9 protein-coding genes are annotated in these 9,372 nt (G+C 72.5%); 6 read left to right on the top strand and 3 right to left on the bottom strand.

The genetic code is table 11. From position 1 onward, the window contains the following. The first annotated feature begins 34 nt into the window (after positions 1-34). A complete protein-coding gene (locus AB0F71_RS37240; protein ID WP_360244830.1) occupies positions 35-1,036 on the top strand; it encodes a helix-turn-helix transcriptional regulator in 1,002 nt (333 codons plus the stop codon). Beyond that, positions 1,033-1,221, top strand: a complete 189-nt coding sequence (locus AB0F71_RS37235; RefSeq protein ID WP_360244821.1) for a DUF397 domain-containing protein — start codon at positions 1,033-1,035, stop codon at positions 1,219-1,221. Before AB0F71_RS37240 ends, AB0F71_RS37235 begins: the two co-directional genes overlap by 4 nt. Positions 1,222-1,290: 69 nt before the next feature. On the opposite strand, the gene AB0F71_RS37230 is transcribed toward AB0F71_RS37235, so the two are convergent. Beyond that, positions 1,291-2,490, bottom strand: a complete 1,200-nt coding sequence (locus AB0F71_RS37230; protein WP_360244818.1) for a serine hydrolase domain-containing protein — start codon at positions 2,488-2,490, stop codon at positions 1,291-1,293. A 216-nt stretch (positions 2,491-2,706) separates the two neighbouring features. Between AB0F71_RS37230 and AB0F71_RS37225 the strand changes: the two genes are divergently transcribed. Then, the gene (locus AB0F71_RS37225) at positions 2,707-3,420 is read left to right on the top strand and encodes a MarR family transcriptional regulator (RefSeq protein WP_360244815.1); all 714 of its coding nucleotides are present in this window, start codon (positions 2,707-2,709) and stop codon (positions 3,418-3,420) included. A 185-nt stretch (positions 3,421-3,605) separates the two neighbouring features. Here AB0F71_RS37225 and AB0F71_RS37220 read toward each other — a convergent pair whose 3' ends face one another. Further along, a complete protein-coding gene (locus AB0F71_RS37220; protein ID WP_360244812.1) occupies positions 3,606-5,018 on the bottom strand; it encodes a helix-turn-helix transcriptional regulator in 1,413 nt (470 codons plus the stop codon). A gap of 275 nt (positions 5,019-5,293) precedes the next feature. Between AB0F71_RS37220 and AB0F71_RS37215 the strand changes: the two genes are divergently transcribed. After that, complete coding sequence (locus AB0F71_RS37215; protein WP_360244809.1) at positions 5,294-6,079, top strand: neprosin family prolyl endopeptidase; 786 nt, start codon at positions 5,294-5,296, stop codon at positions 6,077-6,079. Between the two features lie 99 nt (positions 6,080-6,178). Here the strand turns inward: AB0F71_RS37215 and AB0F71_RS37210 are convergent, their stop codons facing one another. After that, complete coding sequence (locus AB0F71_RS37210; protein ID WP_360244805.1) at positions 6,179-7,447, bottom strand: family 10 glycosylhydrolase; 1,269 nt, start codon at positions 7,445-7,447, stop codon at positions 6,179-6,181. 311 nt (positions 7,448-7,758) lie between these two features. On the opposite strand from AB0F71_RS37210, the gene AB0F71_RS37205 reads away from it, so the two are divergent. Both AB0F71_RS37205 and AB0F71_RS37200 read left to right on the top strand, forming a co-directional pair. Beyond that, the gene (locus AB0F71_RS37205) at positions 7,759-8,874 is read left to right on the top strand and encodes a molybdopterin-dependent oxidoreductase (RefSeq protein WP_360244827.1); all 1,116 of its coding nucleotides are present in this window, start codon (positions 7,759-7,761) and stop codon (positions 8,872-8,874) included. Next, the gene (locus AB0F71_RS37200) at positions 8,871-9,356 is read left to right on the top strand and encodes a hypothetical protein (protein WP_360244802.1); all 486 of its coding nucleotides are present in this window, start codon (positions 8,871-8,873) and stop codon (positions 9,354-9,356) included. Before AB0F71_RS37205 ends, AB0F71_RS37200 begins: the two co-directional genes overlap by 4 nt. Positions 9,357-9,372 lie beyond the last annotated feature (16 nt).

Genomic DNA, 9,372 nt, shown 5'->3' with positions numbered 1-9,372 from the left:
GCGGCGGGGTCTGTCGAGGGGGATTTGGGTCGTCATGGGAGAAAGCGTGGCGGGGCGGACGTACGCTGACCATGGATCCGGCGAGCACAGAGAGTACTTGTGCAGGTGCGGACAGCTTTTGTTGTGCGACTCAATCACAGGCGGGGTGGTCGCTATGGGTGCGGCGCGGAACAGCGAGACGGGCGACGAGGTTCGAACGGAACTGCCGGAGGACCTCACTGAGACCTCCGACTTCCTCCGCGCGATCGGCAAGCAGATCAAACTCCTGCGGGAGCGGGCCGGGTTGACCCAGAAGGAGCTTGCCAAGCGCGTCGGCTACGGAGAGGAGTTGATCCGCTCGGTGGAGCGTGGCGTGCGAACTCCCCAGCCGGAGTTGCTTGTCGCATTGGACAAGGAACTGAACGCGGGAGGCTTGCTGGCCATCCAGAGGGATGATGTCATGAAGGCCCGAGCCAAGGCGCGCGTGCGACACCCGGCCTGGTTCCGCGGCTATGCAGGCTTGGAGCCCGTGGCCGTGGAGATCCACGAGTTCAGCACATTGCTCATCCCCGGCTTGCTCCAAACCGAGGCTCATGCGCGAGCGCTCTTCGGAATGCGCCAGCCGCTACTCACTGAGGAAACGATCGAGGAGCGTGTGGCCGCACGAATCGAACGTCAGGAGATTCTGACGCGCTGGCCACGGGCGATCTTCAGCTGGGTCATCGAGGAGAGCGTCCTCCAACGCCCGCTCGGTGGCTGGGAAGTTCACGAGGAGCAGCTGAGGCGTCTGCTGGAGGTCGGGGCGATGCGGGGCATGGCGATCCACGTCATGCCCACCGCCCGGGTTGACCACCCTGCCCTGGGCGGGCCCTTCACGCTCATCACTCCCAAGGGGCGCCCACAGAACGGATACATCGAGGCGCAGCAAAGTAGTCGACTGATCACGGATCAAGAGGAAGTCCGTATCATGAACGCACGATACGGCGCTCTCAGAGGGCAATCGCTCGACGTGAGGGAGTCCTTGACCTTGATCGAGAAAATGCTGGGAGAACGATGACCGCGAAGCTCGCGTGGATCAAGAGCAGCTACAGCAGCAACGAAGGCGGCCAGTGCGTCGAGGTCGCCGAGACCCCGGGCGTCGTCCACGTCCGTGACTCCAAGGACAAGAGCGGCCCCCAACTGACCTTCGAGCCGGCCGCTTGGGAGGCCTTTCTCACCTTCGCCGCCACCAGCGAGGTCTGACGGGTTCGGCCCGTCGCTCCTGACGAGCGACGGGCCGAACCCGTACATCACCTCTCTGTACGGGTTCCCTTACTTCCCCTCACCGCAGAACTCGGCCTCCAGCTCCTTCGTGAAGACCGCTACCGGCCCCCACGCCTCGCCGTTCGCCCAGTCGCCGTTGACCTGGGTCGACATCATGTGGCGACCGTCCCGGCTTCCGAACGTGTAGGACCAGGAGCCGTTGATCGCCCCTCCCATCCCCCACACCTCGCCGCACGACAGCGTGAGCGACCCGATCCCCAGGCCGTAGTGGGAGTTCGGGACCCAGCCCGTGCGGCCGGCCTTCGGGTCCTTCATGGTGACCATCTCCGCCATCTCCGCAGGCGGCAGCAGCCGTCCGCCCAGCAGCGCCTGGAAGAAGGTGCTCAGGTCCTCCACCGTGGAGATCATGTCCCCGGAGCCGTAGCCCCACGACGGGCTGAGTTCGGTGACGTCGTAGACCGGCAGGTCCGGCCGGTTGAACGGGCCGAGCTTGGAGTAGAACCGCGCGTGCGGACCCCGGATGCCGGTGTCGTCGGCGGCGGGCTCGTAGGTGCTCCTGAGGTGCAGGGGCTTGGCGAAGCGATCGGCGATCTCCTGGGCGAGGCTGTGGCCGGTGGCCCGTTCGATGATCATTCCGGCCAGCACGTAGTTGGTGTCGGAGTACTCCCAGCTGGTGCCGGGCGCGAAGCTGGGCTTCGTGCCGATGCCGATCCGGACCAGCTGGCGCGGGGTGAAGGAGTCGAACCGGTGCTGGAGGAACGGGAGCCCCTGGAACTCCTTCGACACCGTCTCGTCCATGGCGAAGTTGGCGATCCCACTGGTGTGGTTGAGCAGTTGACGGACGGTGATCGCCGAGCCGTCGTAGCCGTTTCCGTCGACCAGGCCGGGCAGCCACTGCTCGACGCTGTCGTCCATCGTCAGCTTCCCCTCGGCCTCCAGTTGGAGCAGCGCGGTGGCCACGAAGGTCTTGGTGGTGCTGCCGATCCGGAACCGGTCCTGCCGGTGGAACTTCTGCCCGGTGCTCAGGTCGGCGGTGCCGGACTGCCCGTACCAGATCGAGCCGCGGTCGCGGACCTCGGCCGTCGCCCCCGGCAGGCCGTTGGCGGTGACCGCCTGGTCGAGCGCGGCCTGGAGTCCCTGGTGGCTCCCGCGCCCGCCGTGGTCGGCGGCGAGCGCCGCCGGGGCGGTGGCGGTCAGCAGGGCAGCGGCCACGGCGGTGGCGAGGGCGGCACGGGCGGTGGTCTTCATGGTGGGTCCTCCTGGTCGGTCGGGCTTTCGTCGTCGGTGAGGAACGTACGGCGGGGTTCGAGGATCCATCAACATCCGATTGCCTCATCTTCGGCATCACACCAGCTCAGTGACGGTCAATCATTGCAATGACGATGCCGACGAATGCAAACGCGGTTGCAACCGTCCGGCCGGTGTCCGGATACTCGTGCGAAGGCCCGAGGAGAGGAGCCACCCGTGCCGGGTGCCAGGCTGAGCCCGCAGGACCGCCTCGCGATCGCGACCGGTCTCGCCGAGGGGCTGGACTACGCCGCGATCGCCCGGCTGATCGCCCGCCCCACCTCCACGGTGACCCGGGAGATCGCTCGCAACGGCGGCCCCGGCCGCTACCGCGCGGAGACCGCCCAACGCGCGACCGCCCGACGGGCCCGACGGCGGCCGGGCCTCGCCCGCCCGGCCCAGGGCGCCGCGGCCGCCCCGGACGGGCGGGACCGGGCGGCCATCGCCGACTACGCCGACCGCTTCGCCGACCTGCTCGTCCACCTGGGACTACCCCGCATGGTGGCCCGGGTCCTCAGCTGCCTGTACGTCACCGACAGCGGGAGCCTGAGCGCGGCCGACCTGGTGCAGCGCCTCGGCGTCAGCCCGGCGTCGGTGTCCAAGGCCGTGGGCTACCTCGCGGACCAGGGGCTGATCCGCCGCGAGCGGGACGGGCGGCACGGCCGCCGCGAGCAGTACACCATCAACGGTGACGTCTGGTACCGCTCTCTGCTGGCCAGCGCCCAACGCAACGCCCTGCTCGCCGAGTTCGCCCGAACCGGCGCCGACCTGCTCGGCGCCGACACCCCCGCCGGGCAGCGCCTCGACACGGCGGCGGACTTCCTCGCGGAGATCGGCGCCGACCTGGTCCGCGCGGTCGAACGCCGCCGCTCCGCCACCGGCATGTCCTGAGCCGGTGTGCCGGCCCCGCCCTGGGACGGGCTCCTCGCCCTGTCCACGCCGCAGCTCTCCTTCCAGGCGGTGTTCGACCACGCCGCCGCCCTGCGGAAGAAGGTCCGCACCGGCGGGCCCGACGGCAAGTACCCGCGCCGGCGGGCCCGACGGCGAGTACCCGCGCCGGCGGTCGCCGGTACCGCTCACGCCCCGCCCCGGCCCTGGACCGTCTCCGGGATCGGCGGCGGGACCGGAGCGGGGCCGAGCGTGGTGGTGCCCGGGCGGGCGAGCCGGATCAGTCCGTCGCGGTAGGCCGCCATCGCCTCGCGGCTGCGGCCCTGACGGTCGAGCAGGTCGCCCAGCAGGCGGGTGGTGTCGGCCAGGTCGCCGGTGACGTCCGCTTCACGCTGGAGGTCGACGGCGGTGCGGTAGTGCCGCTCGGCCGCCTCCAGGTCGTCGGCGCGTTCGCGGATCAGGCCGAGCAGCCGGTGCGCGGCGGCGGCGTGGACCGCGCCACGGCCGGGGCCGAGACCCTCCAGCAGCCGGCCGAGGAGCTCCTCGGCTTCCGCTGTGTGGCCGAGCCGCCACCGGACGTCGGCGAGCTCGACCTCCACCTGGACCGCGTAGAACGCGGCCCCGCTCGCGCGCAACATCGCCGCTGCCGTGCGCAGTTCGGTCTCGGCCTCGGCAAGTCGGCCGTGCTGGGCGTGCAGGTATCCGCGCATCCAGTGGCACTGCGCGAGCTCGACACGGATCCCCCACTGCTGGTACACCTCCTGCGCCTTGACCAGCGCGGCTTCGGCCTCGGCGAACCGTCCGTGGGCCACGTGGGTGCGCGCGACGGACCGGTGCAGGCCGGCGACGGCCACCGGGTCCTCCACTCGGGGCGCCAGAGCGAGCGCGAGGCCTGCTGCCTTCGTCGCGCGTTCGAGGGCACCGAGCTCCAGGTAGGGGCCGATCGCCGAGGCGTACAGCAGCATCAGCGACACCGGGTCCGGCAGGCCGCCGCTGTTCAGCTCGTTGATCGTGCTCTCCAGCAGGTAGCAGGAGTAGCGGACGTCCCCTTCCAGGTAGTGGGCGGTCGCCCGCCCGCGGATGGCGGGCACCCGAGCCGGCAGCGGCTGGTCGGCCAGCAGACCCTCGGCCTGCTCGAACTGCTCCCGCCCCTCGGCCAGCGCGCCGCGGCGCAGCAGGAACGCCCCCAGGGCGGTGCGCAGTTCGGCGACGAGGTCGACCAGCCCGAAGGCGCCGGCCCGTTCCGTCAACTCGGCCAGCCGCTCCTCGGCCGCCTCGCCGTCGCCGGCCTCCACGAGCTGGTTCGCCTCGGCGATGCCGTCCCGGATCTGGCTGCGCAGGCCGGCGGGCAGGCCGAAGGCCAGTTCCTCGTAGCCGACCTGGAGGCGCTCGGCGAAGTAGCGCAGCACCGTTTCGGACGCCCGGGCCTTGCCCGCCTCCAGGGTGGAGACGTACGCGGCGGTGTACCCCGGCTCGGCCAGTGCACGCTGGGTCAGTCCGCGTTCGGCGCGCAGTCGTTGGAGCCGCGCGCCGACCGGCTCCGAGGGCTGCTCACCTGTGGCGGGGGCGGACATCTCGGCTTCCTCCTCGGGGTCGTTCATGTTCCGTCGGCACTCCTATCACGCCGATGACCCGGGGTCTTGCGGGGCCGGGGACCCGTGCCCTAACTTAACTCCAGTCGTAACTGATGTTATGACGGCATTTATATCGGAGTAGCCCACTCTCTCAGCTGTTCTCCGGCCGCTCTCCGGGCGTCTCCGAACGGTCCCGCGCGCCACCCCCACGGCTCGCCACGGGACGCACCCGGCTCCAACGGTCATCGACGAGCACCCCCACACGGCGCGCGATCCGCGCCACCCCCACCGGAAGGACCCCCATGCTCCTCAGTCGACGCACCATCCGTCCCAGGCCCCGCACCACCGCGGCCGCACTGACGGCCGCCACCATCGCCGCGACGCTCCTGCTCCCCGCCACCACTGCCCACGCCGCCCAGTGCTGGTTCGGCGCCTGTTTCAGCTACGTGACCGGGCGTCAGCAGACCACGACGGCCGGCGCCGCCGTCACCATGTACGTCGCCGACCCGACCGGCGTCCCCGCCGACGGCCACTCGCTCCAGGAACTCTCCCTGCAGAGCACCGGCGGCACCGTCAGCGGCAACACCGTCGAGATCGGTTGGACCGTCGACCCGCAGACCAACGGCGACTACCTGCCCCACCTCTTCGTCTTCCACTGGATCAACGGCCAACCCACCTCCTACAACACCGGCTTCGTGCCGACCTCCAGCACGGTACGGCCGGGCATGGCCCTGCCCCCGGGCGGCTCGGTGCGGCTCGCCTGGTGGAACAGCAACGGCAACTGGTGGGCCTACTACGACAACACGCCCATCGGCTACTTCCCCGGCAGCACCTGGAACGGCACGTTCACCACCGCCCAGATCGTCTCCGCCTTCGGCGAGGTCGCCGCCGACAGCCGGACCAGCTGCACCCAGATGGGCGACGGCCTCTACGGCAGCCAGGCCGGATCGTCGTCGATCTCCGACTACCAGCTGTACGGCTCGTCCGACCAGCCCCGGTTCACCGTCAGCGCGACCGACCCGAGCTACTACAACTACGGTGCGGCTGGCGCCACTTCCTTCCGCCTAGGCGGTCCCGGCGCCTGCTGACCGCGGACGGTCGACGACCGCCGACGGTCGTGTCGGCCTCGCGAGGGCGGCGAGGCCGATGCGCCGCGGGTTCCGGCCCGTGAGGGGCGAGCCGGAGACTCAGTCCGGCCGGTAGTGGTCGGCGACGACGCGGGCCATGGCGCCGATGCGGTCCTCCGCGACCTCCCGGGCCGCGAAGAAGCAGTGCCCGCGGACCGTGCCGTAGTCCTGGGCCAGGGTGAGGTGGCGGGACAGCTCGGCCGGGTCCTGCCAGGCGGCGGGCTGGCCCGGCGCGCCCGCCTTGTACAGCGCCTCGCCGAGGTAGAGGTCGACGCCGGTGCCCCGGGCCACCGCGTCCCACCAGGGCACCAGGACGGCGTAGTCGGCGGCGGCGAAGCCGATGTTCCAGTAGAGCTGCGGGCAGATGTAGTCGATCCAGCCCTCGCGCACCCACTTCCGGGTGTCGGCGTACAGGTCGTCGTAGGCCTGGACGCCCGCCGTGGTCGCCGAGCCCTGCTGGTCGGTCGCCTGGTTGCGCCACACCCCGAACGGGCTGATCCCGAACCGCACCCGGCTGTTGACCGCCTTGATCCGGGCGCCCATCTCCCGGACCAGGAGGTCGATGTTGTCGCGCCGCCACGCGTCGCGGTCCGGGAAGTCGGCCCCGTACCGGGCGTAGGCCGCGTCGTCGTCGAAGCGCTCCCCCGCGACCGGGTACGGGTAGAAGTAGTCGTCGAAGTGGACGCCGTCGACGTCGTAGCGGCGTACGGCGTCGAGCATGGCGTCCTGCACGAAGCGGCGGACCTCGGGCAGGCCCGGGTTGTAGTGGAGCCGCCCGCCGTGGGTCACCACCCAGTCGGGGTGGAGCCGGGCGGGGTGCGTCGGGACCAGCCGCGAGGGGTCGTCGTGGGTCGCGATCCGGTAAGGGTTGCACCAGGCGTGCAGTTCCAGGCCGCGTTGGTGCGCCTCCTCGACCGCGGTGCCCAGCGGGTCCCAGCCCGGGTCCCGGCCCTGCTCCCCGGTGAGCCAGGCCGACCAGGGCTCGTACGGGGAGGGCCACAGCGCGTCCGCGGTCGGGCGGACGTGGAGCAGCACCGCGTTCAGCCGTCGTTCCAGCGCCTCGTCGAGCCGGGCGAGCAGCTCGGCGCGCTGGGCCTCGGCGGTGAGGCCGGGCCGGGAGGGCCAGTCCCGGTTGGCCACCGTCGTCAGCCAGACGCCGCGGAACTCCCGCTCGCCGTCCCGCCGTTCCGCCGCCACCCGGCGGGGCTGCTCCTGCGGCCCGCCCCGGCCCGCGGCGGACGCCGGGGCAGAGGCCGGGGCGGCCACGGCCAGCCCGCCGAGTGCGGCCGCCGTGCCCGCCACGAAGCCCCGCCTCGTGATTCGCCCCATGTCGTGCCCCTCGCTCATTCCCGCAGCTCGCTTCCCGCAAGTCGCTGCCCGTCGGTCCGGCCGCCCTGCCGAGGGTCCGACCTCTGCGTTGCCAGGAGCAACGACCGCGGGCGTGGTTGGGTACGGGCGGGTCGTCCTGGCGGCCGCGTATCTCTCCTCCTGGGCGGCGCCGTTCGCATTCCGTAAGGACGTCACAGCCCCTCACAACACGCCCGGCGCGCTTCGATGGACGGGTGGATTCCAAGCCCCCCGGCGCCCGGCGCCGCCTCGACCTCCGCCTCGACCGCCCGCTCCCTCCCCCGCCCGGCTTCCTGCGGCGCGGCCCCTTCCGCGACGGCGCGTTCACCTCCGCGCTGCACGAGCCGCGCACCGCCGTCGTACTCGGCCGGTGGCTCGGCGCAGCCCTGCTGGTCTGCTTCCTGACCGGCCTGACCAGCCACTTCCTCCAGGACCCGCCGCACTGGCTGGCGCCGCACCTGCCCTCCCGTCCCGTGAACGGGTACCGGATCACCCAGGGGCTGCACGTGATCAGCGGCATCGCCGCGATCCCGCTGACCGGCGCGAAGCTGTGGACGGTCTACCCCCGGCTGTTCGACTGGCCGCCGGCCCGCAGCGTGCTGCACGCCCTGGAGCGGCTGGGCATCGCCGTCCTGGTGGCGGCCGTGCTGCTGGAGCTGTGCACCGGACTGCTGAACACGCTCCAGTGGTACCCCTGGCCGTTCCCGTTCCGCCAGACCCACTTCTGGCTGGCCTGGCTCGCGGTCGGCGGCCTGCTGATCCACCTGGCCGTCAAGGCGCCGCTCATCGCCCGGCACTGGCGCGGCCGGCAGGCTCCGGCGCCGGCCGGGCGCCGGGGTTTCCTGACCGCCGTGGGAGCGGCCGTCGGCGCGGTGACGCTGACCACCGCCGGGCAGACCGTGCCCTGGCTGCGGGCGGTGGACCTGCTGGCCCCGCGCCGACCGGGCCCGGGGGCGGGCGGCCTGCCGGTCAACCGTACGGCCGCCCAGGCCGGGACGGTCACCGTGCCCGCCGACTGGCGGCTGGTGGTCGACGGCCCCCGGCCGTTCCGGATCGGACTCGCCGAGCTGCGCCAACTCCCGCAGCACGAGGCGGTGTTGCCGATCGCCTGTGTGGAGGGCTGGAGCGTGAGCGCCCGGTGGGGCGGGGTCCGGGTGGCGGACCTGCTGGCGCGGGCCGGGGCGCCGCCGGGCTCGGCCGTACGGATCACCTCGCTGGAGACCGAGGGCCCGTACCGGGTGTCCGAGCTGCCCGCCCCGTACGCCGCCGACCCGCTCACCCTGCTGGCGCTGCGGGTCGACGGCGAGGAGCTCAGCGCGGACCACGGCTTCCCCGCCCGGATCATCGCGCCGAACCGGCCCGGCGTGCTGCAGACCAAGTGGGTGGCCCGGATCGAGGTGCTGGGATGACCGCGCCCGCGACCTGGCTGCGCGGAGCGGCCCTGGCGGCCGGGCTGACGCTGACCGGTTTCGGCCTGTACGGGCTGCTCGACGACGCCTACGTCACCGAGCCCGCGGGGGTGCTGTGGTGGGCCGTCGGGGCCCTGGTCCTCCATGACGGCCTGTGGCTGCCGCTGGTCTGCCTGGCGGGCGCCGCCCTGGGGGCCGCCACGGGCATCGCACTCCGCGCGCCGCGCCCGACCCTCCGCGCGGCGGCCCCGACCCGGGGCCCGGTGCTGCGCGGCTGGCTGGTGGTGGCCGTCGCGCTGACCGCCGTCGGCCTGCCCGCCGTCCTGCGGGCGGGCCGGGACTCCGGCAACCCGACGGTGCTGCCGCTGCCGTACCTGCGCAACTGGCTGCTCCTGCTGGCCGCCACCGCGGTGTGCGCGGCGCTGGTCGCGCTCGCCCGACGGCGGCGACGGCGCCGGCACCAGCGCCGGTCCGGCGGCTGAACTGCCCCCTCCGGAC

This window comes from Kitasatospora sp. NPDC028055, from assembly GCF_040637885.1.
Taxonomy (GTDB): Bacteria; Actinomycetota; Actinomycetes; order Streptomycetales; family Streptomycetaceae; genus Kitasatospora.
Note: the sequence above shows the minus strand (reverse complement) of the source record. Positions and strands in the feature narration are given on the sequence as shown.

Coding starts and splice junctions, on each gene's coding strand:
- AB0F71_RS37240 (WP_360244830.1), top strand. CDS start 35: ATGGGAGAAAGCGTGGCGGGGCGGACGTACGCTGACCATGGATCCGGC.
- AB0F71_RS37235 (WP_360244821.1), top strand. CDS start 1,033: ATGACCGCGAAGCTCGCGTGGATCAAGAGCAGCTACAGCAGCAACGAA.
- AB0F71_RS37230 (WP_360244818.1), bottom strand. CDS start 2,490: ATGAAGACCACCGCCCGTGCCGCCCTCGCCACCGCCGTGGCCGCTGCC.
- AB0F71_RS37220 (WP_360244812.1), bottom strand. CDS start 5,018: ATGAACGACCCCGAGGAGGAAGCCGAGATGTCCGCCCCCGCCACAGGT.
- AB0F71_RS37215 (WP_360244809.1), top strand. CDS start 5,294: ATGCTCCTCAGTCGACGCACCATCCGTCCCAGGCCCCGCACCACCGCG.
- AB0F71_RS37210 (WP_360244805.1), bottom strand. CDS start 7,447: ATGGGGCGAATCACGAGGCGGGGCTTCGTGGCGGGCACGGCGGCCGCA.
- AB0F71_RS37200 (WP_360244802.1), top strand. CDS start 8,871: ATGACCGCGCCCGCGACCTGGCTGCGCGGAGCGGCCCTGGCGGCCGGG.